This window comes from Synechococcus sp. PROS-U-1 (assembly GCF_014279755.1).
In the GTDB taxonomy this organism is placed as follows: domain Bacteria; phylum Cyanobacteriota; class Cyanobacteriia; order PCC-6307; family Cyanobiaceae; genus Parasynechococcus.
Genome location: NZ_CP047951.1, coordinates 1,392,879 through 1,418,286 on the forward strand (window position 1 = coordinate 1,392,879; position 25,408 = coordinate 1,418,286).

33 protein-coding genes and 1 pseudogene are annotated in these 25,408 nt (G+C 55.1%); 21 read left to right on the top strand and 13 right to left on the bottom strand.

All coding sequences use genetic code 11. The annotated features are described in order from the left end of the window. Positions 1–3: 3 nt before the first annotated feature. On the bottom strand, positions 4–1,851 hold the full coding sequence (locus SynPROSU1_RS07580) for an alpha-amylase family glycosyl hydrolase (protein WP_186569983.1): 1,848 nt from the start codon (positions 1,849–1,851) through the stop codon (positions 4–6). A gap of 130 nt (positions 1,852–1,981) precedes the next feature. Between SynPROSU1_RS07580 and SynPROSU1_RS07585 the strand changes: the two genes are divergently transcribed. The 4 genes and pseudogenes from SynPROSU1_RS07585 to SynPROSU1_RS14145 all read left to right on the top strand — a co-directional run bounded on the left by SynPROSU1_RS07585 (position 1,982) and on the right by SynPROSU1_RS14145 (position 6,033). Beyond that, on the top strand, positions 1,982–4,426 hold the full coding sequence (locus SynPROSU1_RS07585) for a ligase-associated DNA damage response DEXH box helicase (protein ID WP_186569984.1): 2,445 nt from the start codon (positions 1,982–1,984) through the stop codon (positions 4,424–4,426). A gap of 204 nt (positions 4,427–4,630) precedes the next feature. Continuing rightward, a complete protein-coding gene (locus SynPROSU1_RS07590) occupies positions 4,631–4,855 on the top strand; it encodes a hypothetical protein (RefSeq protein WP_255444560.1) in 225 nt (74 codons plus the stop codon). Positions 4,856–5,166: 311 nt separating this feature from the next. After that, a pseudogene (locus tag SynPROSU1_RS14140) lies at positions 5,167–5,637 on the top strand (DUF3598 family protein); the annotation flags it as partial. Positions 5,638–5,832: 195 nt separating this feature from the next. Next, positions 5,833–6,033 carry a hypothetical protein gene (locus tag SynPROSU1_RS14145; protein WP_370586286.1) on the top strand — a complete coding sequence of 67 codons (201 nt, stop codon included), beginning with the start codon at positions 5,833–5,835 and terminating at the stop codon, positions 6,031–6,033. A 372-nt stretch (positions 6,034–6,405) separates the two neighbouring features. On the opposite strand, the gene SynPROSU1_RS07605 is transcribed toward SynPROSU1_RS14145, so the two are convergent. Further along, positions 6,406–6,705 carry a DUF3104 domain-containing protein gene (locus SynPROSU1_RS07605; protein ID WP_186569987.1) on the bottom strand — a complete coding sequence of 100 codons (300 nt, stop codon included), beginning with the start codon at positions 6,703–6,705 and terminating at the stop codon, positions 6,406–6,408. Positions 6,706–6,809: 104 nt separating this feature from the next. Between SynPROSU1_RS07605 and SynPROSU1_RS07610 the strand changes: the two genes are divergently transcribed. The 6 genes from SynPROSU1_RS07610 to SynPROSU1_RS07635 all read left to right on the top strand — a co-directional run bounded on the left by SynPROSU1_RS07610 (position 6,810) and on the right by SynPROSU1_RS07635 (position 10,931). Further along, on the top strand, positions 6,810–7,025 hold the full coding sequence (locus tag SynPROSU1_RS07610; protein ID WP_186569988.1) for a hypothetical protein: 216 nt from the start codon (positions 6,810–6,812) through the stop codon (positions 7,023–7,025). 656 nt (positions 7,026–7,681) lie between these two features. After that, entirely contained in the window at positions 7,682–8,869 is a 1,188-nt protein-coding gene (locus SynPROSU1_RS07615; protein ID WP_186569989.1) for a serine protease, read from the top strand. Between the two features lie 57 nt (positions 8,870–8,926). Continuing rightward, complete coding sequence (locus tag SynPROSU1_RS07620; RefSeq protein WP_255444561.1) at positions 8,927–9,310, top strand: hypothetical protein; 384 nt, start codon at positions 8,927–8,929, stop codon at positions 9,308–9,310. Further along, positions 9,307–9,852 (top strand): DUF1543 domain-containing protein, encoded by a 546-nt coding sequence (locus SynPROSU1_RS07625; protein ID WP_186569990.1) that lies wholly within the window; start codon positions 9,307–9,309, stop codon positions 9,850–9,852. The genes SynPROSU1_RS07620 and SynPROSU1_RS07625 overlap by 4 nt, the downstream gene beginning before the upstream one ends. A 480-nt stretch (positions 9,853–10,332) precedes the next feature. Beyond that, positions 10,333–10,659, top strand: a complete 327-nt coding sequence (locus SynPROSU1_RS07630; RefSeq protein ID WP_186569991.1) for a hypothetical protein — start codon at positions 10,333–10,335, stop codon at positions 10,657–10,659. Between the two features lie 17 nt (positions 10,660–10,676). Further along, entirely contained in the window at positions 10,677–10,931 is a 255-nt protein-coding gene (locus SynPROSU1_RS07635) for a hypothetical protein (protein WP_186569992.1), read from the top strand. A gap of 1 nt (position 10,932) precedes the next feature. On the opposite strand, the gene SynPROSU1_RS07640 is transcribed toward SynPROSU1_RS07635, so the two are convergent. Beyond that, positions 10,933–11,082 carry a hypothetical protein gene (locus tag SynPROSU1_RS07640; RefSeq protein WP_186569993.1) on the bottom strand — a complete coding sequence of 50 codons (150 nt, stop codon included), beginning with the start codon at positions 11,080–11,082 and terminating at the stop codon, positions 10,933–10,935. Positions 11,083–11,704: 622 nt separating this feature from the next. Between SynPROSU1_RS07640 and SynPROSU1_RS07645 the strand changes: the two genes are divergently transcribed. Continuing rightward, on the top strand, positions 11,705–11,827 hold the full coding sequence (locus SynPROSU1_RS07645; RefSeq protein WP_255444562.1) for an adenylosuccinate lyase: 123 nt from the start codon (positions 11,705–11,707) through the stop codon (positions 11,825–11,827). Positions 11,828–11,833: 6 nt separating this feature from the next. Here the strand turns inward: SynPROSU1_RS07645 and SynPROSU1_RS07650 are convergent, their stop codons facing one another. From SynPROSU1_RS07650 to SynPROSU1_RS07670, 5 genes are all read right to left on the bottom strand, one after another. After that, a complete protein-coding gene (locus SynPROSU1_RS07650) occupies positions 11,834–12,049 on the bottom strand; it encodes a hypothetical protein (protein WP_370586211.1) in 216 nt (71 codons plus the stop codon). 147 nt (positions 12,050–12,196) lie between these two features. Further along, positions 12,197–12,904: a triacylglycerol lipase gene (locus SynPROSU1_RS07655; RefSeq protein WP_186569994.1), complete on the bottom strand. Its 708-nt coding sequence runs from the start codon at positions 12,902–12,904 to the stop codon at positions 12,197–12,199. A gap of 229 nt (positions 12,905–13,133) precedes the next feature. Beyond that, the gene (locus tag SynPROSU1_RS07660; RefSeq protein ID WP_186569995.1) at positions 13,134–13,790 is read right to left on the bottom strand and encodes a methyltransferase domain-containing protein; all 657 of its coding nucleotides are present in this window, start codon (positions 13,788–13,790) and stop codon (positions 13,134–13,136) included. A gap of 3 nt (positions 13,791–13,793) precedes the next feature. Then, complete coding sequence (locus SynPROSU1_RS07665) at positions 13,794–14,015, bottom strand: chlorophyll a/b-binding protein (protein ID WP_186569996.1); 222 nt, start codon at positions 14,013–14,015, stop codon at positions 13,794–13,796. Continuing rightward, positions 14,012–14,425: a hypothetical protein gene (locus SynPROSU1_RS07670; RefSeq protein WP_186569997.1), complete on the bottom strand. Its 414-nt coding sequence runs from the start codon at positions 14,423–14,425 to the stop codon at positions 14,012–14,014. Before SynPROSU1_RS07670 ends, SynPROSU1_RS07665 begins: the two co-directional genes overlap by 4 nt. Positions 14,426–14,571: 146 nt before the next feature. On the opposite strand from SynPROSU1_RS07670, the gene SynPROSU1_RS07675 reads away from it, so the two are divergent. Beyond that, positions 14,572–14,757: a hypothetical protein gene (locus SynPROSU1_RS07675; RefSeq protein ID WP_186569998.1), complete on the top strand. Its 186-nt coding sequence runs from the start codon at positions 14,572–14,574 to the stop codon at positions 14,755–14,757. Here the strand turns inward: SynPROSU1_RS07675 and SynPROSU1_RS07680 are convergent. After that, positions 14,741–14,932 (bottom strand): hypothetical protein, encoded by a 192-nt coding sequence (locus tag SynPROSU1_RS07680; RefSeq protein WP_186569999.1) that lies wholly within the window; start codon positions 14,930–14,932, stop codon positions 14,741–14,743. The genes SynPROSU1_RS07675 and SynPROSU1_RS07680 overlap by 17 nt on opposite strands. Before the next feature lie 50 nt (positions 14,933–14,982). Between SynPROSU1_RS07680 and SynPROSU1_RS07685 the strand changes: the two genes are divergently transcribed. From SynPROSU1_RS07685 to SynPROSU1_RS07695, 3 genes are read left to right on the top strand one after another with little or no spacing between them, the layout of a single operon-like run. Continuing rightward, complete coding sequence (locus SynPROSU1_RS07685) at positions 14,983–15,468, top strand: hypothetical protein (RefSeq protein ID WP_255444563.1); 486 nt, start codon at positions 14,983–14,985, stop codon at positions 15,466–15,468. Then, entirely contained in the window at positions 15,465–15,896 is a 432-nt protein-coding gene (locus tag SynPROSU1_RS07690; RefSeq protein WP_186570001.1) for an NUDIX hydrolase, read from the top strand. The genes SynPROSU1_RS07685 and SynPROSU1_RS07690 overlap by 4 nt, the downstream gene beginning before the upstream one ends. Next, complete coding sequence (locus tag SynPROSU1_RS07695) at positions 15,886–16,710, top strand: ABC transporter ATP-binding protein (RefSeq protein ID WP_186570002.1); 825 nt, start codon at positions 15,886–15,888, stop codon at positions 16,708–16,710. The genes SynPROSU1_RS07690 and SynPROSU1_RS07695 overlap by 11 nt, the downstream gene beginning before the upstream one ends. A gap of 79 nt (positions 16,711–16,789) precedes the next feature. Here the strand turns inward: SynPROSU1_RS07695 and SynPROSU1_RS07700 are convergent, their stop codons facing one another. From SynPROSU1_RS07700 to SynPROSU1_RS07710, 3 genes are all read right to left on the bottom strand, one after another. Continuing rightward, a complete protein-coding gene (locus SynPROSU1_RS07700) occupies positions 16,790–17,236 on the bottom strand; it encodes a hypothetical protein (protein ID WP_186570003.1) in 447 nt (148 codons plus the stop codon). Positions 17,237–17,718: 482 nt separating this feature from the next. Then, a complete protein-coding gene (locus SynPROSU1_RS07705) occupies positions 17,719–18,249 on the bottom strand; it encodes a hypothetical protein (RefSeq protein WP_186570004.1) in 531 nt (176 codons plus the stop codon). A gap of 373 nt (positions 18,250–18,622) precedes the next feature. After that, the gene (locus SynPROSU1_RS07710) at positions 18,623–19,279 is read right to left on the bottom strand and encodes a hypothetical protein (RefSeq protein ID WP_186570005.1); all 657 of its coding nucleotides are present in this window, start codon (positions 19,277–19,279) and stop codon (positions 18,623–18,625) included. A gap of 407 nt (positions 19,280–19,686) precedes the next feature. On the opposite strand from SynPROSU1_RS07710, the gene SynPROSU1_RS07715 reads away from it, so the two are divergent. Then, positions 19,687–19,887, top strand: a complete 201-nt coding sequence (locus tag SynPROSU1_RS07715; RefSeq protein ID WP_011364449.1) for a hypothetical protein — start codon at positions 19,687–19,689, stop codon at positions 19,885–19,887. Beyond that, complete coding sequence (locus SynPROSU1_RS07720) at positions 19,868–20,056, top strand: hypothetical protein (RefSeq protein ID WP_186570006.1); 189 nt, start codon at positions 19,868–19,870, stop codon at positions 20,054–20,056. The genes SynPROSU1_RS07715 and SynPROSU1_RS07720 overlap by 20 nt, the downstream gene beginning before the upstream one ends. Positions 20,057–20,064: 8 nt before the next feature. Here the strand turns inward: SynPROSU1_RS07720 and SynPROSU1_RS07725 are convergent, their stop codons facing one another. Then, entirely contained in the window at positions 20,065–20,889 is an 825-nt protein-coding gene (locus SynPROSU1_RS07725; RefSeq protein ID WP_186570007.1) for a metal ABC transporter permease, read from the bottom strand. A 32-nt stretch (positions 20,890–20,921) separates the two neighbouring features. Here SynPROSU1_RS07725 and SynPROSU1_RS07730 point away from each other — a divergent pair, with 32 nt between their 5' ends. Genes SynPROSU1_RS07730 through SynPROSU1_RS07745 form a run of 4 tightly spaced genes read left to right on the top strand, consistent with a single transcriptional unit; the run spans position 20,922 to position 25,393 of the window. Next, a complete protein-coding gene (locus SynPROSU1_RS07730) occupies positions 20,922–22,259 on the top strand; it encodes a 1-acyl-sn-glycerol-3-phosphate acyltransferase (protein ID WP_186570008.1) in 1,338 nt (445 codons plus the stop codon). An 11-nt stretch (positions 22,260–22,270) separates the two neighbouring features. Beyond that, a complete protein-coding gene (locus SynPROSU1_RS07735; protein ID WP_186570009.1) occupies positions 22,271–22,780 on the top strand; it encodes an NfeD family protein in 510 nt (169 codons plus the stop codon). A 52-nt stretch (positions 22,781–22,832) separates the two neighbouring features. Continuing rightward, positions 22,833–24,164, top strand: a complete 1,332-nt coding sequence (locus SynPROSU1_RS07740) for a flotillin family protein (protein WP_186570010.1) — start codon at positions 22,833–22,835, stop codon at positions 24,162–24,164. Continuing rightward, positions 24,164–25,393, top strand: a complete 1,230-nt coding sequence (locus SynPROSU1_RS07745) for a flotillin family protein (protein WP_186570011.1) — start codon at positions 24,164–24,166, stop codon at positions 25,391–25,393. The genes SynPROSU1_RS07740 and SynPROSU1_RS07745 overlap by 1 nt, the downstream gene beginning before the upstream one ends. The last annotated feature ends 15 nt before the right edge of the window (positions 25,394–25,408 follow it).

Sequence of the window (25,408 nt, forward strand, 5' to 3'; positions counted from 1 at the left end):
GGCTCAGTTGTTGCTGTTCCAGAAGCAGTCGATAGCAATCCGGCCGCTTTGAGGAAGCATGGTGCGTCGGTTGATCAGATACTCAACAATCGGTTCTCCATTGGCCTGACGCACAATGAATTTGTAGTTGAGCAGGGAAGGCTGCTCAGGATGAAAACCAACGGTGGCCAGCCAGGTGTTGTCATTGACATATTCCATGCCGTAGGCATTGGCATGATCCCAATTGCCGAGTTCATCACAATCACCGACGATCGCGAGTGACTGACCGGGCTGTGTAGCAAATCCGTTGATCTGGAACACGACCACCAAAGGTGCTTCGACAGGTCTGCCCTCACAACTGATCACCATGGCCGAATTGCCATGCACCGTGTAGTCGAAGAGCCGCCCTGCCCGGATGGTAAGTGGATAACCAGTGAGCAGGCATTGATAGGTTCCATCTGGCATTTGAATATCTTGAGCGTCAACAACATGATCATGATCGCTCTTATTGACCATCACCATCACAGCTGAATCACGGAAATTCCTGGTAAAAAGATAGAAGTCATCATTGATCCATGCCGTGTGATGCGAACCAAGGGCAAGAGCTTGGTTGCTACGGCGCAGCTTGAGCAATGCCTGCACCAACAAAAAGGAATGGCTGCTGGTATCCCAGGAGTCCATCATGGGGCGGTTGTACGGATCCTCACCGCCATTGGTCCCATTATTGAGATACTGCTCCGTGCCATAAAAGAGGCAAGGAACACCACGCAGTGTCGACAACAGCACCAGCGCCAAATCCAACTTTCGTGAATCCGGAACAATTGACAGGAACCGTGGCATATCGTGGTTGTCGATGAAGGTCACCAATTCGTTGGCATGGTGATAAACATTGTCGTAGGCAAGAACCCTCTCAACCTGATGAAAACCACCTGGCTCTTGCCCTGAGAAGCAGAAACGAATGCCATCGCATAGGCCGAAGTCAAGAATCGACATCCCAATATTGTTGGCGTATTCAACGGAGCGCTGCTCCCAAGGTTTACTGAATCCATATTCACCAAACATGAACAAACCCGGCTTATGAGCCTTCATGGCCGTGGTGAACTCTTGCCAGAACCAGATCGGCATGTGCTTCAGGGTGTCCACCCGTAGCGCATCCACTCCAGAATCAAGCCACATTTGAATCGCAGACTTGATGTAGTTGCGGTAGTCAATATTTTTCTCATTAAATGTCGCCAGACCCATCATCTCCAGATGGATCAACTGATACTCATCTTCCCAGTCCGTAATTTCTCCCTCATGGTAATAAAAGCCTTTATCGTCATGATTAAAATCAGCAAGAGGCTTGCCGTCATCCAGCACAACACCCTTCGAACCATTCACATCAGGCGAACTATGATTGCAGACAACATCAAGAACCAACTTGATCCCATTGGCGTGAAGCGCATCAACAAGCTGAGGCAATGTTGAGGAGTTAGTGAGACTATTCAACTCCCCAGTCGGCAAAAATCTTGGGTTAATTCGCTTAAAATCCTTCGTCCAATAACCGTGCATTGGTGCACGATCATATTGCATATCATCCACCTGCTCAAACAAAGGTGAGAGCCAAAGAGCCGTAACTCCAAGCTCTTTAAGATATGGAATCTTCTCTACAACACCGAGAAGATTGCCGCCCCAGTACTTCCCCCATTGCGTCCAAGTCTTGTCGTATAGACCTTCCTTAGAGCCTCTATCCCAGACGCCCTGCCGCTCTTCCTCATCGCTTGTGGCATCGTGAAAACGATCCACAATCAGGAAGTAAATCACTTCCGAACGGAAATCCACCGGGGAATCGAAGAGACCTTTGGTGAGATCGGAGTGCTGCAGGCTCGTCATGGGTCAAAGACAAGGCTTTGCCTTGGATGCTGACAAGACCTGACAGTTCCGCCCATACGGCCACACAGTTTCACGATGAAGGGCTGCAGAAGCCAGGATTTCGTGACGTTCCATCGGCAAACCTCCTCCTGTGGAAAGCCTCCAACCCGTTGTCGACTGGTTTGAGCGGCAGGGCTGGGAGCCCATGCCCTTTCAGCGCCAGACCTGGGAGGCCTACCTCGCAGGACGCAGCGGTTTGATTCAAGTGCCCACAGGGTCCGGCAAAACCTTCGCGGCCGTCATGGGACCCATTGCGCGGATGTTGGCGGACGATCAGTCATTGAAGGGAATACGCCTGCTGTACATCACCCCATTGCGCGCCTTGAGCCGCGATTTGACGCTGGCGATCAGAGAACCGATCGAGGCGATGGGTTGGCCACTTCGGGTTGGCATCCGCAATGGCGACAGCAGCAGCAGCGAACGCACCAAGCAACTCAAAGCCCCACCACAGATCCTGGTCACCACACCGGAATCTCTTGCTCTTCTCCTTAGCAATGCCAAGGCTGAGGAGCTGTTCGGTCAGCTCCAGACGGTGATCCTCGACGAATGGCATGAATTGATGGGCAGCAAACGGGGCAGCCAGACGGAACTGTGCCTGAGCTGGTTGCGCCAGCTCAGGCCCAAGCTCCAGACCTGGGCCATCAGTGCCACCATCGGCAACATCAATGAGGCAGCACGCCACGCGCTTGGAACAACCGGGGAACCGCAGCTGATCGGAGGGGCCCCCGCGCGCAGCACGGAGATTCAGAGCATCCTCCCGGAAACGATCGATGGTTTTCCCTGGGCCGGGCACCTCGGGCTGCGGATGTACGAAGAGCTTGTGGCCCGCCTGAATCCCGGGATCAGCACGTTGCTGTTCACCAACACCCGCAATCAGTCGGAGCGTTGGCACCAATGCCTGCGCTTTGCCTGCCCCGAGATGGAGGAGGGATTGGCCCTTCACCACAGCGCCATCGATCGCAGCGAGCGGGAAGCCATCGAGGCCTCCGTGAAAGCCGGCAGCATTCGTTGGGTTGTGTGCACCAGCTCCCTGGATCTGGGAGTCGACTTCCAACCGGTGGAACAGGTTGTGCAGATCGGAAGCCCCAAGAATCTGGCGCGACTGCTGCAGCGGGCGGGGCGATCAGCTCACGTGCCAGGCGGAACGTCTCAGGTTCTTTTCATGCCCACCAACGCGCTGGAGCTGCTTGAACTCAGTGCTGTCCGTCGGGGACTCGCTGCAGGTCTGGTGGAACAACGCAAACCTCCGAAAGCACCCTTGGATGTGCTTCTGCAGCACCTCACAGGCCTGGCCTGCGGCCCTGGCTTCAATCCCGAGCAGACGTTGCAGGCCGTGCGGAGCTGTGAGGCCTATGCCGATCTGAGCCAGGACGACTGGGACTGGTGCATGTTGTTTCTGGAGCAGGGCGGGGAATGCCTTGGGGCCTATCCCCGCTACCGAAAGCTCGAGTGGGACGCGACGAGCCAGCGCTACAGGGTTCGAGAGAACGCCATCGCACGTCTGCACCGTCTCAACGTCGGGACGATCACCGCCGCACCAGCAATCACGGTTCGTTTTGTGCGGGGTGCTGTCCTTGGCCATGTGGAGGAGACCTTCATCAGCCAGCTGAAGCCGAAGGATGTGTTCTTCTTCTCCGGACGTCAGCTGGAATTTGTACGCCTCCGCGACATGACCGCCTACGTGAAGGTGAGCACAAAAAAAACGCGCACCGTTCCCGCCTGGGCTGGTGGACAGATGGCGCTCTCCGATCTGCTCACCCATCACCTCCGTCTGGAAGTGGACCGCGCCAGTCGCGGGGATCTCGATAATGCCGAATTACAGGCGCTGAAGCCCCTGTTTGAACGACAGCAGGATCTGTCCGTGCTCCCGACAGTTGGACAGCTGTTGATCGAAACGTGCCGAACCCGGGAGGGAACGCATCTATTCGCGTACCCCTTCGAAGGCCGGTTCGTGCATGAAGGGATCGGCTTTCTCTGGGCCTCGCGGCTGACTCATCTGGAACGCGGCACGATCACCGTGTCTGTGAACGACTACGGCTTTGAGTTGTTGGCACCCAAGAGCTACCCGATGGCGGAACTGCTGGAGGACCACATTGATCTGCTGCTCGGTCGACAACAACTGGAGCGTGATCTGAAAAACGCACTGAATCTCTCCGAGCTGCAACGGCGACGCTTCCGCGCCATCGCCCAGATCGCTGGCCTGATGAACCGCGGATTCCCTGGATCCAGCAAGAGCACCGGTCAACTTCAGATCAGTGCGTCACTGCTCTTCGATGTGTTCAGCCGTCATGAACCGCAAAACCGGTTGCTGCTTCAAGCACAACAGGAGGTGCTCGACGATCAGTTGGAGATCTCACGACTGAAGGCGGCTTTGGAGCGTGCTGCAAACCAGGAATGGCTGCATGTTGAAACCCCACGGCCCAGCCCGCTGGCCTTTCCGCTGCTGGTTGAACGCCTCAACAACCGGATGAGCAATGAATCCGTTTTGGAGCGGGTTCAGCGCATGCGAGACGAGGCCATTCGCAGAGAGGAGTAGATCAAGCCAAGAACTGCCAGGCGAGCTACGTGCCCTTGTCCAATCCAAACATCAAACTCTCTTTGAACTGACTGGCAAAGGCTTCGAAAAAGCAGCACGTTGGATGGTCCAGGCCGGTCTCACGCATGGTTGTTGGGCCTGTTGTGGTGGTCGTTTCTCAGAGGTTTCTCAGAAGATCGACTGGCGAACATGCAGAGTGATGGCATGAAACAGCCGAACGCTCGACAACTCCGATCACTTCGGCTCTCCGCTCTCGCCCGTGATGACAGGGCTGTGGCTGAACTAAATGCTCGAATCTCCAACTCACCGGACTACCTGGTGGAGGAGTTAATGAACCGTCATGGGTGGCCTGCCCACGAGGCCATCTGTGCTGTTCAACAACTGCAGGAACGGGCTTTCCAAGAGATCGCAGATCACTCAGCCGCTTGATCTGAGGATGTCCGGCAGATGATACCGATGGGGGCAAAAGCCTGAACGGTCGGGACACCTTGCCTCTTCTGAGAGAGGGCGGATCGATGGACATTGCATTCCACGCAACGCCTACGCCATTCAGGTCGCACGATGTCCTCCGAGGCTGGAGGATTCACCAGTTCTCAGCCACAACATCGTCTACCGAAGCAAGAGCGATGACTTGCAAGAGGGTTTGGGCGCATTGATTGAGCCAATCATTGAGGAACAGGGGGGAGGACAGCATCGTGCGTTGGCTAACTGGTCTGGGGCATTGCACACTTTTGCTTGGCGTGGCCTTCGTTGCGCCTGGATGGAGCCAAGCAGATGAATTGGCGCAAAGACAGACCACAGCATCAGCAATAGCGACAGAAGGTCAAACGACAGAACGCAATTGGCATGCCTTCTGGCGATATCACCTAGGAACGTGGCAAGGGAGCTGGACGCGATACGCCGCTTCAGGGGATGTCAAAGAGACCTTTACGAGCACACGACAATTCACGGCGAACGAAGCCAAAACTGACATCGTCCAAGTCAATCGGTACCGGTATGCCGATGGTCGCGCGATTGAGAAAAAGTGGTCTTAAAACGTCAAAGATCACAATCGACGGGATGGTTTTGCCCACCCAGCCAGCGTTGACATGCGTGGTCTTGCTCTCGACAACGGCGCGGCTGCATGGCTGATCCCATCCCTGCAACCCAACCAGGTCGCCCCCTTTGAGCTCTTTCTTATCGATGGCGACATTCGCCACAGCGTGGGAGTGCTCTATGGAAAGAATGGCAACCTCATCCGCACCGCCACGATCCGAGAACAGCGGGGAAACACGCTGAACATTGGTTGGACACATGCCATGCGTCAGGTCGAGCCCTGCCATCCCGTTGGTCGCTGGGAAGGACAAGGACGACAGATCCACCAGGATTTATCCCACGTTCCGGTACAACACACCGCTTGGCAGTGGATGGACACGCTGCAATCCAACCATTTCTTTCCAGACCACATCATCCTGCGCTGCCCTCAACGAATCATTCCGGGGCAAGCTTTTTCACTACAAGTGATCTGGATGTTGAATCACAATGAGTTGCAAACGATCACAGCGAAAATCGACAACAATGCTCATCTCGTTGCAATCACGCACCAAGCTCTGGCACCCGAGGGTTGAGCACAACGCTGATGAAAGAGAACTTGTGCTGCATGCAAAGGATCGAGCCACCCAACACGGATCGACTCACTCGGGACAAGATCACCGAGTGGACATCTTGATTCTCTACACCATCCAGTCTCAAACGCATAAGACGGAGGAAGGCTCCGGCTCTTCGTTGGCCTGAACCCATCGACCACTTGCATGACCTCCAGCCTGGGATGATCCGCTCAAGTGATCAATCAGACAGCGCCGCAGCGGAGAGATGCCTATGCCTGCAAATGTCCAGCTTGTGGTGGATGCCGACATGTCTCATGCGACGCCAACCCGATTCGTAAAGCACCTGCTCAAACGCGTTGCTCACTTCCTCTGGAAGAACTCTTGAGCAAACCTTCAGCCCTGCACCTTGCCTTCATGGATCGGGGTGAAGGCAGGCCATCCATCCATTGACCAGATCACGTCTGACACCTCATCAGCGTTGATCCACTTGATGACGCCAGTATCAACATCAGCTACTTGAAACAAGGACGGGAGCTTGGGCTGGCGCGGACTCCCCTCACAAAAAATAATCTGCCCCATCCACCAATCCCCCTGTTCGACATTGCTTCCGCCAACGATCACGAAGTGACCGGGCTGAACGTGGAGAAAAGGAGCCTCAGCCTTAACAGTGAGGCCGCTGCAGTCAACAGACATCGACTATGACATAGTACTGCTGTACTGATAGCCAAAGCTTGGTGGTTTGGCAACGACATGCTTTGGCGGCAGCCATAGAGGCTTGGCACTGCAATCCTTCAAAGATGAAACGACCCCTGCCAGAGAAGGAGATCAACCGCATCGAGCAGGAACTGGATGAAAGCAAACCACCTGGAGAGAATCCGCGTGTGCAGGGCAATGACGGCGCCGGTGGACGTGGGCAGCCATGGAAGCCAGGAAAAAAATCGCTTGACGCAGTGGTGACATCAGCCCTTTTGCTGTTCGTTGTCTCAGCAGCATTGGCATTGCCGGCCGACTGAGCCCACAACAAAGGATGCAACTGACCGCAGAGTCTGCGGGTGGGGCTGTTGGTTTATTGATCGGATACGGCATCGGGCGGCTGAGGCCGTGAAGGACCCTCTGCCACTGAAAACCACCCACCTGGCAGGGCCAGTGGACGAAGCGTCAGATATGGGGTGAGCTGCCCCCGTCCATTCAGGGAACGAGGTGGATAAGGTCAGCTGACGATTTCGCACACCCCAATGAAAGATTCTCCGAACCTTGCTCTCATCGGCGGCACCATCGCTATCACCGTGATGGTCGTGGCGGCTTTCACAAACGTCGCAAATGCTGGAGGCTGCGCAAGAGACAAGTCTTCAGAACCCACGCAGGGACAAGTTCACAAATAAAGGAGGAAGCTGCCCCCAGCTCCGGAAATAGCTGTCCAAAAAAAAACGAATGACTGTGTGAATTCTCAACAAATCCTGTTGGCACAGACCTCAGCCCAAATTAAAAGAGGCTTAGAGCGACCCGAAAATTGCAAGCAACGGATCGCACCGACATCTGCAACAGTTATCCGAATTGTGCCCTATACGGCCTCTTCGAAGAAGCAAAGGATCAACTGTGCACTAAGCAATTCATACAGTTGACATCAAAGAGCGAGAACAGCTAACACAAATTTATAAGCAGAACATTCATGTCAACGTACTTCGATGATAATCAATATCCAGGAACAGCGACTGTCTATATCGAGGCGGGATGGGGGAATCAGGTGGCATCCGGCAGCGGTGCGATCATGGGCAACAATGATGTACTCACAGCCTCCCATGTGATCTACAGCAAAAGATTCGGGGGAAGACCTGATTGGATCCGTGTTTATCCTTCCTACCATCCCGAAGAAAGAGCACAAGGAACCTCAGTATTTTACGAACCTTTGATGTATCAATATTTCACTGAATTCGACCCTGATGGTGATAAACTCATTATTTTTGGCGATAGAAATATTGGCTCCAAGCAGGGTGCAGAATTAGATCTAGCTCTACTTAGCTTCAACCAAGACATCGGAAAGACGTATGGAAGGTTCGGTTGGATCAGTGACTTCAGCTACGGCCCAATCCAAAAACTTGGCTATCCAAGCAAATACGGCCGGAAGCTCGTGTACGACAATGCCAATCTGGAATACGATCCGATCGATAACTCGATCAATATTTACAACAAGCTAGAGGCCAACCCGGGTGACTCAGGTGGCCCATTGTACGGGTATTTCTACAATGAAAAACATCCCAGGGTTGTTGGTGTTGTCTCAACCACAGGCGCAGGAACAGGCATCAAAGGCCATTACGACTGGCTCAAAAGAATGACGAACAAGAACGATGACTTGATCGGAAAACGAAAGGCCGACTTCCTCTACGCCACAAGAGGTGCCGATCGATTGAGCGGAGAGAGAGAGAACTACAATCAGTATGTTTTCAGCAAGGAAACTGCTTCAACATGGAGTTCCAGCTCAGTGGATGCAATTATTAATTACAGAGCAGGGGATCACATCAGTTTCAATGGACTGATTTACGATAGAGACATCAAAAAGGCAGATAAGTCATTCAGAAGCCTAACCAATAGATCCCTGAGATCGACAGCCGGCAAGTACTCCATTGGATCAAACCAAGGTGTCGCTGTTCCTGAAAATGACCCGAATTATCGACAATGGCTCAGAACAGGAAAAAAATATTTTGAACCCTACGAAATTAACGCGATGTACATTCGCAGCAACCGATCAACCTTATTGATCGTCAACGATGGAAACGAGGGATTTGACATGAGTACAGATTCAATCATCCAGTTGGTTAATTTCAAGCCATCTCGGAAAAATCCAATAACAATCATCTAAAATTATTCCTTCCCCAAAATGCTGTCGTGGTCGCGGGTTGAACTTTGAATCGATCTGATGAATGTCTTGCCCCCCACCTGGATGACCATCAATGCTGAGAGCTACAAGCGGCTACTGAACCGCACAGCCGTGTCGAACACGAAGCGGTCCAAGAAGCACGGAGCCACCTATCAAGTGAAAGAGGCGATGGAGGCCATCCATGCAGCCTTTCACCGTTGTGACGGAACAGATCCCTTCGACGGTCTGCCGTTGGATGGTCGCCAGCTGAGCGGCCGCCGGTGTCCGACGGTCTGCCCAATCGACAATCCCAGCATCGCCAACTTTGAGGTCCTGAGTCTCCAGACCAAGGAAGCCAAGGGAGCCATGAACGCAGAAGACTTCATCGCCCACTGCCGCGCTGTTGTCGCCCATGCCGACGCGACGACGACAGGCTTGCGATGAGCACCGCAAAGAAACTGTTTCTGGTGGTGCTGGGGGGACGTTGTAAGGGGTGCCACATCGAACAGCACGATGTGCGATGGGTGGTAGGTGAAACGATTGAAGCCACGCTTCCCACACTGCGCCGGGAATGGATCGGTCTTAGCCGTGGCTTGCACATCGACAGCTATCGGTGCATCGACCACGTGGATGGACACCGGGTGGAGGTGGTTGAGCAAGCACTGGATCCATCCAGTTCTGATGGAGTGCGTCTCTGGTTCATCAACCTGGGGGCCTATGACCCCACGACCATGGCTGAACAGCACGATTTTGGCGTGATCGCGGCGCGTTCATCAGCGTCAGCGAAGGCGAAGGCACGCCAACGTTGGCTGAGAGGACAGGAACAAGTGCACAAGGATGACCTTCACAGCGTTCAGATGGACAGCGCAATGGATGATCTTCTACCGATCCAAGGCAATGGCCAATGGTATTTAAAACTCACAGCTGATTCCAGGGTTGAAGAACCACCAGCACATCCCGACTGGTATGGGTACTGGAAAATTTAAATCACCCAAACCAATCGTCTGCTGCGTTTCAAACAACGAAAGGCCGATTCATTCATCTTCAATCCACAGCAGTACATGAAATGCCCACTCCAATCCATAGGCAACGACCAGATTCAGGTGTGAACTTCGTTTGAAATCTATGAAGCGAAGAAGAACAAACGCGCCCGTGCCCTTGGCTTTGGAACATCTTGTGCGTTGATAACGTGATGACTCGTGGCTGGGTGGAGCATCCACAAATCAACCAAAGTTGAGCTAAAACAAATCTCCTCGTGGGGATGTGTCGTGTTGATCCTGATCCTCCTCGTCCTGACCGGTTCCTATGCCGGACTTTGGGCTTTGCGTTTTGTTCTTGAACAGCGCACAGACACGGAATAAACAGGGCTCGCACCCAGCGAGGAGCATTCAGTCACATTTGAGCGGGAGGCTGACATGGTTTTCGATTTCAGGCTGGATAGGTTCAGTTCAGTCAACGGATCGACCATGTCACCCGCACAACGTCTCAGCACTGCAGCACTTCTTGTTGCCGTTGCAGGCATTGGCCTAAGCCCCGCCGTTCAGGCCCATGGCAACCACCATCACCACTCCCACAAGAAGCAAAAGGCTTACAACAAGGGCTACAGGAAGGGCTACAACAAGGCGGTCAAACAGACTTATCGCCCCTACTACCGCCCCTACTACCGCACCTACGCCCCGGTCTACGCACCCGTACGCCGTCGCGTCGTCGTTGCTCCGGCGCCCTGGATCGCACCTGTTCATCCCTACAACTACGGCACCCGCGTCAACGTCGGACTCGGGTTCAATCTCTAGACCGCGACTAATCTTCCATGTCTGAACGAGTCGGCAACGAAGCAGGTGATGCATGGCGCGACCATGTTCTCAAACAGGTCGTGGAATATTTGGAGACCAATCGGGACACCATCATCGATCGCTTCGAAGCCGACAACGCTTACAACCTGAAGCGTGAAGACATCGAACAATCCGACTTACTCGATTTCGATGTCGCGGTCACACTGCATCGCGACAAGTCATCCTCGTTCGGCCTTGGATTCGGATTTTTCAAGGCCAACATCATTCGATGAATCAGCCGGCAGGCTTCCAAAGCACGTCGGGATCCTGTCGCTGAAGCGCCTCTTCAGCAAGCTTGAGATAATAAAAGTAGCTTTGCCGATCTTCCGATTCAGCAGCTTTGTTCATCAGGTGCAGGTAGCTCAGTCGCTGATCGCTGTTCATTCATGGTGTTCAAGAGGATCAAACCATCACCGCAAGCAACCTTTGGTTTCGGTATCGGAAAGAACATCTGAAACAATTTCGAGTATCTCTTGAGCACTTTTTTATCTTTTCTTTTGAAAATCGTGCTGCAACGAGCTCACCCCTGCCAGGGGATCAACAGGGCTTGAAGTCCTTCGTGACAGGCGGACCGCCACCGGGAGGAACGACACAGTCAGATCCAAACGGGCGCCTGTCCTGCGAAGGCAACGCAGGGCCCTTGGTCGTAGGCCTGCTCTGTTCAGGAATTGCCTGATCCAGATCAACCTTCCCCGGTCTGATCATTTGGGAGGTGACGCTGAAAACCAGGCCGCCGAGCAAACCAAAGCCCATCGAAGCCAGACAAACCGCGAGAAGTTGACGCTGACGATTGTTCATCCCACTTCTCCATCGTGGTCCATCTTGGTTGGTTTCAAGCTTTGCTCCGAATCTCAGTCGATGACAGAGGTTTGACAGATCAAAACAGAGAGCCGGATGATCCGTTTGCTGCAGCTTGAACGATCGAAACTCAGTCTCTGCTGACCCTGCTCACGCCTTTCCTGGTCTTCGGTGCGTTGTTTGTCGTCCTTCTGTTGGTTTGGGACAGATGACAACCCCTGTTCCGGGACTGTTCTGGACGCCTTACGCCGATTGGATCTACACCGTTGTGAGCCTGAGTGGTCTCGTGCTGATCACCTGGTTGGTTCTGGGCCGCAGCAGTGGCACCTGACCGGCTTCACGCAGCAAGCAACTCCATCTCGGGCTGAAGCAACACATCACGGGCTGTGTTGAACCGCGTCATTTGGGCAGGGTCACCCCCTTTGTCCGGATGATGTTTGACGGCCAGCACTTTGTGGGCCCGCTTCACCTGCGCAACGGTCAACCGTCCGGTCAAGGGCAAAGCGAGGCACTGTCTGGCCTGAATGGCTTCCAGCCCAGGATCGCGCCCCATTGGACATTGGTCACGCCGATGGTTCGACGTCCCCGGCTTACGTTTCCTGCTTGATTTCCGCTTGGTGTTGCTGGCCTGGCGCCCAAAACCTTTCGAGTCCTGCACAACCTGATCTCCGAAGGACGCCACAATGCCGCATCGCGTCGCTCAATCACCCAACTGCGACCACCAGGCGTCAATTCGATCCGGCGAGCCATACCAGCTTTGTCCGAACAATCCTCCATGGGCCGTATCGGGCAGCTCAATCCATCGGGCACCACGAAGCAGGGCCGACTGGATTGGAACCAGACCATCGCCCTCAAGATCCGCGTCACCCATGATCTGGCGATAACTGCGGCGGGCACTGCGGGCTGAAAAGGTTGATGCGTTGGATCCCAGTGGATCAAGTCGACCTGCAACGGCCACGTAATCCACCCGATCGGCGACAGGACAACCGGGGAACGCACGATCCACTCGGGCCCGAAGTGGAGTGGCTCGCACAGCCTGATGAGGACTGCCGAGGGTGATCAGGCGGTTGCATCGGGTCGCACCATCGAAGCAGCGTCCCAGAAAGGTCTGATCAACCAAATACGGACGCAACATCACCCCTCCGGAACTGTGACCGATCAAGGTGACGCGCCCTGTGGGCGAGTTGCTTTGAAGCTCGCGCACTGAAGCGTCGAGACGGTCCAGCAGGCGAGTCCAGCCGAATCCCCAGCTCGTTGCCAACCAATCCAATTTGGACACGGGAACGATGCGCACTGGAGCGCCAGTGGCTTGCTGAATCCAACCGGCGAGGGGGCGATAAGCCTCCTCAGTTATCAGAAAACCGCCGAAAATAACGACGGGCTGGGAGAGGCGGGACGCGCCGGGCAAGAGCAGGTCGTGCTGATCACTTGATCAACGCACATTGCGAGGCGTCAATGAAGTCGTTTCCACGTCGGATGGGCTTCCACCAGCTTCAGAAACAGGCTCAACAATGAGCCTCTGCAGAAGCCTCAAGAACACCTGCAGAGCGATCAACACACTCCTGAACCGCCGTGGGAGGCGACCCGGAAGGGTGAAGCTCATGGTGATCCCCCCCATTCGGGGGAACGTGATGGGATTACTGGAGAGGTTTCTGAGCCACGACCGCAAAGAAGGGATCCCCTTTGCCACCGAACAACCCCATCACGCCTTCGGCTCGTGTGTCTTCAGCAATGACCTCGGGCTTGGGCCAACCCTGTGCCATCAACACCTCAGCGACATAACGGAGATGATCGCCGTCATCGCCATCGGTCCAGACCTGCGGAGCCTTGGTGAAGAACATCCGATTGGAAAACGCGACGATCACCTGCCCCCTGGGTCGGGTGATCCGCAACAGCTCAGCCGCGATCGGCTCAGGCTGCTGGAGGTATTGCCAACCGGCAACGATGAGGGTGGCATCGATGGATTCAGCCTCCACAGGCAGGGTCTGCTCCTTGTTCAGGTTCTGAACCCAGTGCTGATCCAAACGTGGATTGGCTTTCAGCTCATCACGATTGAGGCCATGGCCGGTCACCTTGTCGTAGCTGACGTCGTCCGGCAGATGGCTGACCCAGCTGCTCATTAGATCCAGCACCTGTGCGCAAGGGGGGATGCGCTCTCGGTAGAGGGTCGTCAGTCGGGCCCGAAAACCCGCATCCAGATGGTGAACGAAGCGAGGCTCGTTGTAAAAGATCGCGTCATCCGAGGAATCCAACTTGAACCGCTGGGAATCCTCGAGCACAGGAACAACCGTCATCAATCAACCCAACTGCAAATACCAACGCAAAACGGCACCAAGCTGACCAGCAATGCCCATTCCGGTCAGCTTTTCAACCACCACAGCAGCAGCGAACCCAAGCATGGCCACACGGCCATTCAGGCGCTCCACATGGGTCAGCGCGGAGCGGTTCCAGGGACGTGCCGTGGTCAGCGACTCGCCGAAGCGCTCCGGTTCTTCGTAGGTAAAAGCTGGCCGGCTCATCGCAAAGCGCAAATCCAGCGGACCTTAACCACGGTGCCGTCGCGACCGGGGTAAACGCTCCAGGCACCGTCAGACTGGCGTTGCTCCAGCTGACCCTCAGCGCAGTTGGCACGCATCGGCAGAATCCGGTGGGTCCACTGGTCCTGTCCTGCGCGCTGGATCAGCAAACCCGCCTCGACTTCCACACCAACGTCCACGGCTTGGGGAGAGCGGATGTATTCAGCCGCTTTGAGAGCAGGTGTTTCCACAGCCTCCACAAAAATCCAGCCATCCCCAGGCAGGAGGCGGCTCCGACGCGACTGCCAGACCCCTGGCTCCTGCAACGGGCGCCATTCCGCCAGGGCAGGCAGCGAACTCAGGGACAGCACTGAAGCCAATGCAAGTTTGAACGCGGGGGAACAAGAGGCCATGGGCTGAACCATGAGGACAGAGGAGTCGGAACGGCTGTCGAATGCTTCAAACAGCTTTACGAAGCGTTGAAACGCAAACATGAATGAATGGTTATGGAATTCCACCTGGCAGGAGTGCCAGCTTGAAACGACTGCTCAATCAGTCCATGGCCAGCATTGCTCAGGGACGGTCTGCTTACACCGTCCGCCACAAGACATCCAACGGAGAAAAGTTGGAATCCTGCTTCTACGCCACCGACGCCTTTGAAGCGCGTCTGCTGGCCATGGAGTTCAACGCTTATATCCGTCAGCATCCCAACTGCATCGATTCGATTCTCAGGACGGAGGCTTGAGGGGCGCCCGACGCCGCTCCACCTGAACGAAGACCAGCCAGGCAAGGCTGGCGAGCCCCCCTCCCAGCCAATCGCTGCGGAGCAGTTCAACGATGGCGATGGTGCTGGCCCCGATTCGGAGTCCCCGCAAGAGCAGGTCCGTTAGGGGAGGTGTCCGGCGCTTGTCGCGCTCCATGGGTTCACTCCGAAAAAATGGAGAGGTTGCAGAGCCCCATGATCTCAGCCGTGCCTGGTCCGCCTGCTGCCGCCCTGCTCGCCAGGGAGCGCCAGATCCGTCGTGAAGGCAGCGGCATCCAGATCGAGCAGCTGCCAGGCTGCTGGATGTTGCAGCAAACCTGGAGTCGTAAGGGCGATGCATCAGCCCCCGGCACCGCCACACTGTTGCGTTGGCTGCAGGCCAGCCTGTGTCTGCAACGCAGCGGTCAAGAGCTGACGATCATCAATCAGGTCTGTTTGGCCGGTTTTAGGTTGCGGTTCAGCGGCAGTGCCCATCTGAAAGGTTCAAGGCCATTACTGGTGTTTAGCTTCGCGTCATTGGAGCTGTCCTGGTGTGGTCAGGTGATGCATCGGCGAAGCCTGCCGCCGCCGTCACCGCAACGCCTGCCCTTCTTTGCGCTCATCGAGCTGGATGAGCAGCAGGGGACATTGACGGCGCGTGGCCGAGGTGGGGGACTGGCCCAGTGGTCGCGCCTGAAGCAGAAGTCACCATGAAGCCCGCCGTTGCTCTGGCGATGCTTCAGCGGGAGGGCCGATGGCTACTCCAGCTTCGAGACGACATCGACTCGATCATCTATCCGGGGCACTGGGGGCTGTTTGGCGGCCATCTCGATCTTGGTGAAACAGCCACAGAGGCCGTGCACCGCGAACTGCAGGAGGAGATCAACTGGTCTCCACCCGTACCGCTCAAACCGTGGTTCAGCGACGACAGCGGCAATCGAGAGGCCCATGTGTTCCGCGGCACCCTCAACGTTCCTTTGAACCAACTGCAGTTGAAAGAAGGACAGGAAATGAAGCTGGTCTCCCTGAGCGAACTGGTCCGTGAATCCATCTGGAGTGAGCGGCAGCAGGAGCTACGGCCCGTCGCTCCACGCCTGTCCATCGTGGTCGATCGGTTGCTGCAGGAGGGCCATGACCACTGAAACCTGGCTCGACCTCTGCAATATCGAGGCCTGGCTTGGCGGTCGGCCGGTCCTTCACAACCTCACTCTGCAACTAACGCTGAAGCAATCAACAACGGTGTTGGGCCCCAATGGCTCGGGCAAAAGCAGCCTGGTGAAACTGATTGACCGCAGCCTTTACCCCATTGTTCGGCCCCAATCACATCTGCGGCTGTTCGGCAGCGAGACGGTGAACCTCTGGGCGCTGCGCAGCCGCCTGGGCGTGGTGTCGAGCGAGCTTGAACAGCGGCTGCATCCCAAAACAGCCGTTGAGGAGGTGGTGGTCAGCAGTTTCTTTGGTGCCACCCGGCTGGGCCGAGATCAAGCCCCCAGCCCTGAGCAGTGGGAGAAGGCGCGAGATCTGCTCAATCAACTGCAGCTCCATGGCATCCGTGAGCGCTGTTATGGAGAACTGTCGGACGGACAGCGACGCCGGCTTCTGATCGCTCGAGCCCTCGTCCACCAACCAGAGGTGCTCGTGTTGGATGAACCCAGCCGCGCCCTCGATCTACAGGCCTGCCATCAATTGCTGACCATCCTCCAGGGCTTGATCCAAGGGGGAACCACCGTGGTTCAAGTCACCCACCGGGTGGACACGATCGTCCCCGAGATGCAACGCGTGCTGTTCCTCGATGGCGGAACAATCGTTAAAAGCGGCACACCAACTGAGCTATTGAGAGCAAAAGATCTAAGCGAGCTATTCAAGACACCGCTGGAAGTGGTCGAAAAGAATGGCTTCCGACAGGTATTACCGGACATTAAAAAGCGTTCCAATCACCTCTCTCATAAAGAGTAAGTTTAGCCAACACGAGCAAGCGACAATCACGGTCCAATAATATTCAAAACAATTACAAGCACCGATACCGAGACAAAGCCTAATGGGTATGGTTGACAACCCTTTTACAGGCAAATTTAAACCAATCAAAGTTTACCTGTCCTTTCTTGATAGGCACAAATCCGACATTATTTTGCCTCCAAGTTTTATTTTTACAGTTGAAGGCTTGGTTCCAAGAATTCTTGTCTCCATTGTTGCCAGCAGGGTTGTCCTCCATTTTGATTTCAACGAATGTTATGCCTTCACGATGTCGTATGTTGCGCCCAAAGTAGAGTGTGTTTTCAGTATTGTCAGTGATGTAGGACCAGTTGCTGTCAGCAACTGCGGGCATGGGGACTGACAAAGTCAATGCCAGCAGAGGTGCAAATGTTTTCATGGCTTGGCCAAGTTTTGATTGAACTGGAAGCAGTAAAGTCTTTATAACAAAAACTTCTGCTGCTTGCATCCCACTCCTGAAAATTTTAGGAAGGTGGGCGTTATCGCTCATTCAATCGAAGGTTTTTCTGAAGCCCCACCCTTGACCTGTCCTGCTCTACCTCCATCTGGATTGGAGGAGTTCAGTGCAGTAAAAGCGCCATTGCTGCCGGCTGTCCAAGAACACACACTCCACCGAAGAGCAACCGCTTGCGCGTATCAGAGGCATTAGAGCAAAGAGCTAATAAGAGTCTCCAAGTACGGAGAGGGCTACGCGGGGGTATCGGGTTATAACTCAACCGTGACTGCCTGAAGTGATCTCAGCGAATTAGTCATTCGGCTGTCCCACTCCGAGGAACATAAGATTTGAAATCAATTTTATTGGTCAGAAGTTGCAAAGATCTCAGGGAATGCAATCGGCTCCTCCATCGTTACAGCAAGAACAGCGATACCTCAAACAGCAGCCATCGTGAAAGTTCTTCAGGACGCGGCAACCACTTCTAAAGAACCATCTTTTTATCTGGAATGACAACTTGCGCCTACTGGGGGACGGAATCAACAGCCTGACTGCCCTTTAAAAAAGAATGTGATTTGGCCTGTTGGGACTGTATTGCTACCATCAAAAAGATTAGCAAGGCTCATAAAATTGCTATCCGATGGGTAGACATTGGAAAGCTGTGTCACCGAATATAGATCTTCTTCCCAATAAGAGTGCTGGCTATACACACGCTGAGGACTTTTAAATTTCTCTTTAGGATAAAATATAATATTACAATCAGAATCCAGGATTGCATTCCCGAACGAATCATTCAATTGAGCCATATCCGCCATAAGAAGCATGAAGCCAGACTTCTTATCCCAACCATCGAGCTTGCTTACTTTAGCAGCATTTTTATACTCCAAACGCCCCCGCTTAAATTTATTTTTTGCAGAAATTCTTGAACCCCAGATCTTGTGAGCACCATTTCTGTTGATTTGAAAATACTTAATATCATCGCCATATCCTTGCTCTTCAGAGCCATCGATATAGCCTTTTATTTTTCGACTATTTGATGACTGCGGAATCCATTCGCCAAAAAATTTCATACTGCTGAAATCAATTTGATTATATTAGCATGACTCATGCAGAATAAAGAGAAATAACCAATATGTCGAACTTTGGTCGAATGACTCGCTTGAACCAATCACCTAAACAATCAAGCATCGATCATCTCGGACGAAATCAATCTCGTCATAACAAGTAAAACAAAAATGCAAACATAAGCCTCAGAACTGGAGCTGAGGTCTGAGACGAAAGATCTATTGCTTAGTCATTATTTCTTTTTGCATGGAGACAACTTTTGACGAGCACTCACGGAGTGAGCCGTTTCACCCCAAGTATTTCCAATCTAAATAGTAAGCCGATGGGTGATTCAGAAGGCCAGGCCATAGACGCATGAGACGCCGGCTTTCGGAAAACTCAAAGCTTGAGATTCAATCGTGAGAATTCATCAATTTGCTTGCATTCATCAACAGTTCTACCTTTTTTCCATTTACCTTTGAGCTTTCCGCTGTAATAATAAGCGTATGTTTTATCCTCGCAATCATTGACCCATGTGTAGTGGGTAACACGAGAACCTCCGGACCGTCCAGGTTTACCTGGAACCCAAACCTTTTTTGGAGCAGTCGTGTAGCAATAGTACGAACCATTGGGGTAATAACCACACTTTCTCTTACCTGAACTAACCGTTTTGTAATAGCCAGATGTAGCAGGTGTAGCATCTTGGTAGTAATGCCAAACATATTTACGAGCCAAGTAACGATTCGAACGCCCCTTATGCTTGATTTTATAAAATTTGGGGCTTACATAGTGAATCCCGTTATCCAAGCTTTTATAATTCCAACCCACAACTTTGGGTAATCCAAAGACGTCAGTACCAGCAGTGGCCTTACACCATCCTTCGTCATTGCACTGCTCCGGATTGTTCTCTTTCTCCTGTTTAACCGAGGCAGGCTCATCACTAAACGCCTTGGCGCAACCGAGAAAATCACGTGCTTCTTTGCAGATTTTCATCACCTCATCGCTGTATTGCTGTGCCCAGGAAGACGAACTTGCGAGGCCGAGGCTCGCTGCCACTAAAACAATTGTGTGAAATGTCTTTTTCATATTTTAGATTATTTTTGCAATAGTAGCACCTGCATTTATCTGCAGATAAGCCCTATGCAGCGAATCAGACGAGACTAACTTAAAGGAAGGGCCAAGAATTGTCATCATCTAATGAACCATTTCATAGCAATACAAAGCCGAAGGAAATCATTTGCAAGCCATCCTTTAGGGGGCTGGCAGCTGTCATTTGAGCTCATGGATGAGCACGCACGATCGACGTGGTGTTTGCTTGATCAAGCTCAACCAAATTCAAGCGAAGAACATGCCTGACACTGTCTTGCTGCGTGTCGCCGAAGGGGTTTAAGAGAACCACTCCACGCGAAAATTCCAGCAGGCCCATCCTCTGCTAGGCATGAGTGCCAGTACCCGCACCCGCCATGGCAACGGCAGAACAGAAAAAGACCATCACCAAAAAGCGCCTTCAGGAGCTGCGCAACCAGTGCCGCGACCATTACAACGTGGTGGCTGATGGTGTTCTGCCCGACGGTGCTGATGTGCGCGTCACCATGGGCAGGTTGCAGGAGCTGATCGAACTCCTGGATGGCAAAGCCAAGTGGGATGACTCCGAAGCCTCCTGAGCCGGTCCAGAAGATGCAGGAGGATCAGGATTACCGCGAGCCGTGGGACCAGGCTGGTTCCACGGAGGCACCGTCCAAGCACGGTGTTTCGGCCAAGGAGTTTCACTTCCGTGAAGCCGGCGTTCAGCGCTTCAACGACATCGTCGACTGGGACGAGGACGAGAGCTGATCCACTGATCAGAGACGCCGCAGCACCCCCTGCCCAGGCGCCAGAAGGAAGGCAAGAATGAACTGTGCGGTCTGCACCAGCACGATGCAGCCGGCGGTGGAACTGTCGGTCCAGTAGCTGATGAACACGCCCAGAACACTGGAGAGAATGCTGCTGGTCACCGCCAGCAGCGTCATCCGGTCAAAGCGATCGGTGAGCAAGTAAGCCGTGGCACCGGGGGTCACCAGCATGGCCACCACCAAAATGATTCCTACCGTCTGCAAACCGGCGACAGCGGCGAGGGAAAGAAGCCCCAGCAGCAGGTAGTGGAGGAGTCCGGTGTTGATCCCAATGGATCGGGCATGGGTGGGGTCGAAGCAGAAGAGCATGAGATCCCGCCGGAACAGCAACAGCAGTACCAGCACCAGCGCGGATATCACCAGCGTCTGCTGCACGTCTCCCGCCGAGATGCCCAGAACATTGCCGAACAGGATGTGGGTGAGATCGATGTTGCTGCGGGTCTTCGAGATGAGCACGAGACCCAGGGCGAAGAATCCGGTAAACACAAGGCCGATGACGGTGTCTTCCTTCACCCTCGACTTCTGCTTGACAAAGCCGATGGCAGCAACAGAGCCGACACCGAAGACGAATGCCCCAAGCGAGAACGGCAGGCCCAGGGCATAAGCGACCACCACACCAGGGAGGACGGCATGGGAAACGGCATCGCCCATCAACGCCCATCCCTTCAGGGTCATGAAGCAGGACAAAAGCCCGCACACGCCCCCGACGAGGGCACTGATCATCAACGCCTTGACCATGAAGGCGTGACTGAGGGGTTCCAGCAAGAGGTCCATCGGATCAGTATGGGCGCGCTACAGCCGGTTCGATGCCCCGCGCCTCCACCCAGAACGCCCGTCCCGCCCTGCGCCGGCTGCCAACCCACCCCAGCCGGATGGTCCAGGCTGTGGTCAGCCACCTGCTGCCCCTGCTCTTCCGCGGTCAGGGGCTGGAGATCCGCAACGGCAATGCGGCGAACGGCCTTGCGCGGGCCTTTGCGGCTCAGCAGTCGGGAGAAAGCAATCTGCTGATTGCCTTTCGCCACCCCAGCACCCGCGATCCGGTTGTTCTGGCAGACCTGTTCTGGAACCGTGTTCCTGAAGCAGCACAGCAGCTCAAGTTGCCGTTGGCACGTCCCATACAGCTGCGGTTTCTCTACGACCGCGGCATTCCGATCTGGGCTGGCCCCGTGATCGGTTGGCTGTTGCAACGAAGCGGCGGCATCGCGATCCATCGCGGTCGGTTGGACCGCCCGGCCCTCGCCCAGGCCCGCTCGGCCCTCGCCCAGGGGCGCTTCCCGCTGGTGGTTGCACCGGAAGGAGCCACCAACAACCTGTCCGGCGAGATGGCGCCTCTGGAACCGGGGGTCGCCCAACTGGCGTTCTGGGCCGCTGAGGATCTGGAGAAAGCAGACGACATGAGGCAACTGAATGTCTTGCCTGTGGGAATTCAGTACAGCTGGAGGCAACACAACTGGCGAGCTCTCGATGCTCGCTTAAACGCCCTCGAACGCCATCTCGGCATTCGCACCGCCGATGCCTGGACAGGGGATCACGACACAGCCCGCCAGGACCGCCTGATCCAGATCGGCATGAATCTGCTCAAAGCCCTGGAGCAGCTTGAACGGCTGAAGCCAGATCCAGAACAGAGTTTCAGCGAACGGATTGGGGCCTATCGCCTGCATGGCTTGGCCAAAGCAGAAGCGCATTTCGCTTTGCGTGCCGTCGGCAATCTGCAGGAGCGTTGCCGTCGTATCGAGCAGGCCGCCTGGGATCGGATCTACAGGGAAGGGGTTGATCAACTCCCGCCTCTGGAGCGCAGCCTTGCGGACTGGGAGGCGCGGGAGGCCGATCTCCAACTCACGCGCATGCGACTGGTGGAGCATTTCACCAGCGTGAGTGGGCACTACATCAGCGACCGCCCTGACTTTGACCGGTTTGCAGAGATGTTGCTGCTGGTGGAAGAGGCGATCGGCTGGATCGAAGACAAGCCTTGGCATGGGAAACCAAGCCTTGGACCGCAGCGTGTGGAACTTCGTCTGGGGCGTGCCTTGCCGGTCAGACCCAGACTGAGCCAGTACCGGAGCAACCGACGCGAGTCCATGCAGCTGTTCATGCAGGACCTAGAGCAATCTCTCGTCGCGTTGATGCCCGACGCTCCCCTCTGACAGCACGCGCCATGCTCAACGCCTATCTGTTCTGTCTCATTGCCGGAGTGCTGCTAATCAGCCTCTCCCTGAACGATGACGGCGGGGTCGATGGTGAGGGGGGGCAACTCAGCCTGCTGTTCAGCACACCGTTCTGGTCCTTTGGATTAACCGGCTTTGGCTTGTGCGGTCTCCTGATCCAACTTCTGGTGCGCGACAGCGCCAACTGGCCCACCAGCCTGATCGCCCTGAGCCTGGGCTGCGGCATGGGTCTGGCGGCGGCGCGTCTGCTGCGCGTGATTGGCCAGCGGGAAGCCAACAGCCTGGTGCGCAGCGATGACCTGATCGGCTTGGAGGGAGTGGTGACTCTGGCGATGGATGCCGAGAATCGCGGTTTCGTGGAGTTGTCGGTGCGAGGAACTCTTTTGCGGCGCCCTGCGCTGAGTTGCGAGGGAGCTCTGGCCGCCAATACCAAAGTGGTTGTGGTCGCCAGCGACGACCACACATTGCGTGTTGAGACCCTCCAACCCCCAGCGTTGTGATGGTCGATTTGGACCACGCTCGCTATGCCAGGGGTGGATTTCAACATCGCGGATGCAGAAACAACTGTTCCAGGCCCAGACCGGACCGCCAACGGTTCAGTTCAGCAACCGCAATCAAAGTGAATTGATCATCGGGGGAGCCGGCGTTGTACTGGTGACCCTTGTGGCGTTGAACCTGATCAGCCGCTGGATGATCCGCATCTGTCGGCCCAACGAAATGCTCGTGGTCACCGGTGGCTCGAACCAGGGCCCGGGAAAGAAGGGCTATCGCGTGGTGGCCAATGGCGGCTGGACCTTCGTGAAACCGATCCTGGAGACGGCACGGCGCATGGATGTGACGCTGCTGCCGGTCGTTGTGGAGGTGAGCAATGCTTACTCCCATGGCGGTACGCCCCTCAACATTCAGGCGATTGCCAATGTGAAGGTGAGCACGGATCCGGAGATCCGTAACAACGCCATTGAACGGTTCCTCGGCCATCACCAAGACGAAATCGTGCAGGTGGCCAAGGAAAACCTGGAAGGCAATCTGCGCAGCGTGCTGGCTCAATTGACACCTGAGCAGGTGAATGAAGACCGACTGCGGTTCGCCGAACAGATTGCGGATGATGTCGGTTCGGACATGCGGCGACTGGGCCTCCAGCTCGACACCCTCAAGATTCAGAGCGTGTCGGACGACGTCGACTACCTGAACTCAATCAGCCGTCGACGGGTGGCCCAGATCGTGCGAGACGCGGAAATTGCCGAAGCTGAAGCGATCGGTCAGGCCGAACGCGTGGAAGCCGAAATGGAAGAGGTCGCGGAGGTGGTCCGCACCGAAGCCCAAACCGTCGTGCTGCAAAAAGACAACGCTGTCCGCACCCAGGTTGCGGAGATGGAAAAAAAAGCGCGATCCGAAGAAGAACGAACAGCGGCCGCTGAACTCGAGGCGCGTGCTCACGCCCAGCAGAAATTGCAACAGGTGCGGGCACAAATGGAACGGCTGCGACTGCAGGCGGAAGAGGTTCTACCGGCTCAGGCCACGCAGCAAGCAAGGGAATTGCGGGCACGGGGCCGGGCCGCCGCAACGGCAGAGGATGTAAAAGCCAGTGCGCTGGTGAATGATCTGCTCACCACGGTGTGGGATGAAGCCGGCAGCACCGCGGAACTGGTGTTTCTGCTTCAGCAGATTGAAATGGTGCTGGACAAGGCCACGCAACTTCCCAGCCGAATTCAGCTGAAGCGCATCACCACACTGGACGGAAACGACGCCTCCAGCCTGGCCAGCCTTGTGGAGCTCAACCACCGGGTGGTGCGTCAATTCTTCGAGCAAGTGCACCAGATCCTTGGTATCGATCTGCTGGCCACCTTGAGCAGCACCACCACCCGCAATTCAGGAGATCTCTGATGTTCGTCGCTATTGGCCTCACCGGTGCTGCCGGTCTTTGGGCTTTCATCATCTTGCTGCGCCAGCTGTATTACATCTGTCAGCCCAGCGAGGTCTTGATCTTCGCTGGACTTCGGCGACGCACTGGCAGCGGGCAGACCGTGGGATACCGAACGGTTCGAGGTGGCAGCTCACTGCGGATCCCCGTTCTTGAGGAAGTCATGCGGCTGGATCTGAGCAACATGATCATCGATTTACAGGTGGAGAACGCCTACTCCAAAGGAGGCATTCCATTGAACGTCACCGGTGTGGCGAACATCAAGATCTCCGGAGATGAGCCGGGCATTCACAATGCAGTCGAACGCCTGATCGGCAAAAGCCAGGAGGAGATTCGACACATCGCCAAGGAAACCCTGGAGGGAAATCTGCGGGGCGTGATGTCGAGCCTGACCCCAGAACAATTGAATGAAGACAAAATCACCTTCGCCCGCACACTTCTGGAGGAAGCCGAGGACGATCTGCAGCGTCTTGGTTTGGTTCTGGACACCCTGCAGATTCAAAACATCTCCGACGACGTGCGCTACCTCGATTCCATCGGGCGCAAGCAACTGGTGGAGTTGAAACGGGATTCACGTATCGCCGAGGCAGAAGCCACCTCCCAGTCGGCTGTCAAGCAGGCTGAAAACAAGCGCATCACGGACCTGCGGCGCCTTGACAAGGACCTGGCCATCGCCACCGCCAACGCAGAAAAACGAACAACCGATGCATTGACACGGCGGGCAGCATTGGTTGCCGAAGTGGAGGCGAGCGTGGGAGCCGAACTGGCCCGAGCCGAAGCAGAACTGCCTGTTCAGAAGGCGCGGATCAAGCAGGTGACCGAACAGCTTCAGGCCGATGTTGTTGCACCAGCTGAATCGGAGTGTCAGACGATGATGGCCGAAGCCAAGGGCGAGGCCGCCACGATCATTGAACAGGGTCGATCCCAGGCGGAAGGTCTGCGGGATCTTGTGGAATCGCTGAAACGCTCCGGGGATGACGCCAAACGTCTGTTCCTGCTCCAGAAACTGGAGCCATTACTGACGATGCTCAGCGATACGGTGCAACCGGTTGAGGTGGAAGAGGTCAGCTTGATCGGAGAGAAGGAAGGAGGCACAACTCTCACGATCGCAACACTGCTCAAACAGTTGCAGCAATCCACCGGTTTGAAGTTGCCGGTGCAGCCCAGCGAAACCTTGGACAACACCGACTAAACCGAGACGTTTTCA

Excerpts from the sequence above, each read along its gene's own strand:
- SynPROSU1_RS07580 (WP_186569983.1), bottom strand. The coding sequence starts at position 1,851 with ATGACGAGCCTGCAGCACTCCGATCTCACCAAAGGTCTCTTCGATTCC.
- SynPROSU1_RS07590 (WP_255444560.1), top strand. The coding sequence starts at position 4,631 with ATGAAACAGCCGAACGCTCGACAACTCCGATCACTTCGGCTCTCCGCT.
- SynPROSU1_RS14145 (WP_370586286.1), top strand. The coding sequence starts at position 5,833 with ATGGACACGCTGCAATCCAACCATTTCTTTCCAGACCACATCATCCTG.
- SynPROSU1_RS07605 (WP_186569987.1), bottom strand. The coding sequence starts at position 6,705 with ATGTCTGTTGACTGCAGCGGCCTCACTGTTAAGGCTGAGGCTCCTTTT.
- SynPROSU1_RS07610 (WP_186569988.1), top strand. The coding sequence starts at position 6,810 with ATGAAACGACCCCTGCCAGAGAAGGAGATCAACCGCATCGAGCAGGAA.
- SynPROSU1_RS07615 (WP_186569989.1), top strand. The coding sequence starts at position 7,682 with ATGTCAACGTACTTCGATGATAATCAATATCCAGGAACAGCGACTGTC.
- SynPROSU1_RS07620 (WP_255444561.1), top strand. The coding sequence starts at position 8,927 with ATGAATGTCTTGCCCCCCACCTGGATGACCATCAATGCTGAGAGCTAC.
- SynPROSU1_RS07625 (WP_186569990.1), top strand. The coding sequence starts at position 9,307 with ATGAGCACCGCAAAGAAACTGTTTCTGGTGGTGCTGGGGGGACGTTGT.
- SynPROSU1_RS07630 (WP_186569991.1), top strand. The coding sequence starts at position 10,333 with ATGTCACCCGCACAACGTCTCAGCACTGCAGCACTTCTTGTTGCCGTT.
- SynPROSU1_RS07635 (WP_186569992.1), top strand. The coding sequence starts at position 10,677 with ATGTCTGAACGAGTCGGCAACGAAGCAGGTGATGCATGGCGCGACCAT.
- SynPROSU1_RS07640 (WP_186569993.1), bottom strand. The coding sequence starts at position 11,082 with ATGAACAGCGATCAGCGACTGAGCTACCTGCACCTGATGAACAAAGCT.
- SynPROSU1_RS07645 (WP_255444562.1), top strand. The coding sequence starts at position 11,705 with ATGACAACCCCTGTTCCGGGACTGTTCTGGACGCCTTACGCCGATTGG.
- SynPROSU1_RS07650 (WP_370586211.1), bottom strand. The coding sequence starts at position 12,049 with ATGGGGCGCGATCCTGGGCTGGAAGCCATTCAGGCCAGACAGTGCCTC.
- SynPROSU1_RS07660 (WP_186569995.1), bottom strand. The coding sequence starts at position 13,790 with ATGACGGTTGTTCCTGTGCTCGAGGATTCCCAGCGGTTCAAGTTGGAT.
- SynPROSU1_RS07665 (WP_186569996.1), bottom strand. The coding sequence starts at position 14,015 with ATGAGCCGGCCAGCTTTTACCTACGAAGAACCGGAGCGCTTCGGCGAG.
- SynPROSU1_RS07670 (WP_186569997.1), bottom strand. The coding sequence starts at position 14,425 with ATGGCCTCTTGTTCCCCCGCGTTCAAACTTGCATTGGCTTCAGTGCTG.
- SynPROSU1_RS07675 (WP_186569998.1), top strand. The coding sequence starts at position 14,572 with ATGGCCAGCATTGCTCAGGGACGGTCTGCTTACACCGTCCGCCACAAG.
- SynPROSU1_RS07680 (WP_186569999.1), bottom strand. The coding sequence starts at position 14,932 with ATGGAGCGCGACAAGCGCCGGACACCTCCCCTAACGGACCTGCTCTTG.
- SynPROSU1_RS07690 (WP_186570001.1), top strand. The coding sequence starts at position 15,465 with ATGAAGCCCGCCGTTGCTCTGGCGATGCTTCAGCGGGAGGGCCGATGG.
- SynPROSU1_RS07695 (WP_186570002.1), top strand. The coding sequence starts at position 15,886 with ATGACCACTGAAACCTGGCTCGACCTCTGCAATATCGAGGCCTGGCTT.
- SynPROSU1_RS07700 (WP_186570003.1), bottom strand. The coding sequence starts at position 17,236 with ATGAGCGATAACGCCCACCTTCCTAAAATTTTCAGGAGTGGGATGCAA.
- SynPROSU1_RS07705 (WP_186570004.1), bottom strand. The coding sequence starts at position 18,249 with ATGAAATTTTTTGGCGAATGGATTCCGCAGTCATCAAATAGTCGAAAA.
- SynPROSU1_RS07715 (WP_011364449.1), top strand. The coding sequence starts at position 19,687 with ATGGCAACGGCAGAACAGAAAAAGACCATCACCAAAAAGCGCCTTCAG.
- SynPROSU1_RS07720 (WP_186570006.1), top strand. The coding sequence starts at position 19,868 with ATGACTCCGAAGCCTCCTGAGCCGGTCCAGAAGATGCAGGAGGATCAG.
- SynPROSU1_RS07725 (WP_186570007.1), bottom strand. The coding sequence starts at position 20,889 with ATGGACCTCTTGCTGGAACCCCTCAGTCACGCCTTCATGGTCAAGGCG.
- SynPROSU1_RS07730 (WP_186570008.1), top strand. The coding sequence starts at position 20,922 with ATGCCCCGCGCCTCCACCCAGAACGCCCGTCCCGCCCTGCGCCGGCTG.
- SynPROSU1_RS07735 (WP_186570009.1), top strand. The coding sequence starts at position 22,271 with ATGCTCAACGCCTATCTGTTCTGTCTCATTGCCGGAGTGCTGCTAATC.
- SynPROSU1_RS07740 (WP_186570010.1), top strand. The coding sequence starts at position 22,833 with ATGCAGAAACAACTGTTCCAGGCCCAGACCGGACCGCCAACGGTTCAG.
- SynPROSU1_RS07745 (WP_186570011.1), top strand. The coding sequence starts at position 24,164 with ATGTTCGTCGCTATTGGCCTCACCGGTGCTGCCGGTCTTTGGGCTTTC.